This window comes from Peribacillus sp. NPDC058002 (genome assembly GCF_042886655.1).
GTDB classification, from domain to species: domain Bacteria; phylum Bacillota; class Bacilli; order Bacillales; family DSM-1321; genus Peribacillus; species Peribacillus aracenensis.
Genome location: NZ_JBHVQU010000494.1, coordinates 1 through 1,431, shown reverse-complemented (window position 1 = coordinate 1,431; position 1,431 = coordinate 1). Strand labels below are relative to the sequence as shown.

Sequence of the window (1,431 nt, the reverse complement as noted above, 5' to 3'; positions counted from 1 at the left end):
ATGATGACGTATTGGATTATATTCTTCCGCTTACATACACAGATCAAGTTTTTGCAAAAATGGAAACGACATTGGAGACAAAAATAAAGATCCACGGAGAAGAAACCTTCAGATATGTCACCATTACGGAAGATAACCAAATTGTAATAGGGTGCTTGGACTCTAATCAGGAGTTAAAGTTTAGAATTGTTTCCCTGGAGGAGCGTTTGAAAAGCTACTAAAACTATAGACTTAGCATTGTATACTTTTTAGAGTTGAATCATATTTTCAGATAAATAAATCAAGACCGTTCCTGTTTATTAAAGGAACGGTCTTTTTAAGGTGTTATTATTTTTTCATCACGTCAAGAACAGCGTCAATACGATATAAGATTGTACCCGAAAGTAAAATGAAATTCATACCTTTTGCCAGTTGAACGAGTAATTCTATAAACTCGTCATATCCTTGGATTAATTTAACAAAATTTAAACGAATATTGAATTGTCTTAGTGTAATATATAGTAATGAAGTCAATTAAAACACTTGGGGGGAATTGAGTTGAGCGAGACGTTGGCAAGTTCATTAAAAATGCTTTTGAAAGAAACGTTTGAAGGACCGGGAAATGGAGGGAGCTATTATACTGAATCGAAACCGAATACCGGGGTTTTTGGTACAATTGATGGTTTAACCGCAGAAGATGCTTCGTGTTCCATAAATGGATCAACCATTGCTGCTCATTCTGACCACATGCGGTATTATTTATGGGTGATCCGAACAATGATCAGTGGTGCAAACTTTGAAAAAGATTGGGGCGCAAGCTGGACCATTCATCATGTCGATGAGGTGAAATGGGCGGAAATCAGGGAGGGATTACATAAAGAATATGTAACACTTCTCGAAGAAATCGACACAATCGATTTAGGAAAATGGCTGACAAATGTAAATGCGACTATTGCCCACTCGGCTTATCATCTTGGAGCGTTAAGGCAAATGTTAAAAAGCCTTGAAATAGAAAAATAATTTACAATATTGAGGGTTTGTAAAAATGATTGGAGCGATTTGCACCTGCGGGGTCTCCTTTGGACTCGCTTTCCCCGCGGGAGTTTCGTACACCCGTTCCAATCAACTTTGTTAAAAAATTAGATAAAATGGTCCCATTCTGAAGCATGATATTGAAACAAGCCTAGGAAGTCCTTAATGTTTTTTCCTGTAAAACTTATTGGGTTGTAGAAATTTGCGACACTCCGGTTTCATATACCTGAATGAAGTCGTTATTCATTCATGCTTACGTCGTACCGAATATCACGCCGTTATTCTTTGCACTTCAATTCCTTCAGCCTATCGTTTGCCCATTTTTTTACGTTCTTGCTCAGCCACATATGAAAACAGAGTTAAAAATTGGTCCACCAATAACTTTTCAGTATCACCTATACCTCTGGATTACCTACCATC

General features: G+C 37.3%; 2 protein-coding genes. Both read left to right on the top strand.

Going from position 1 to position 1,431, the window contains the following annotated elements; all coding sequences use genetic code 11:
• The coding region (locus ACFVSH_RS26615; protein WP_387708819.1) for a hypothetical protein at positions 1-221 on the top strand (221 nt) is incomplete at its 5' end.
• 316 nt (positions 222-537) lie between these two features.
• Positions 538-999, top strand: a complete 462-nt coding sequence (locus ACFVSH_RS26610) for a hypothetical protein (RefSeq protein WP_387598647.1) — start codon at positions 538-540, stop codon at positions 997-999.
• Positions 1,000-1,431: the final 432 nt, after the last annotated feature.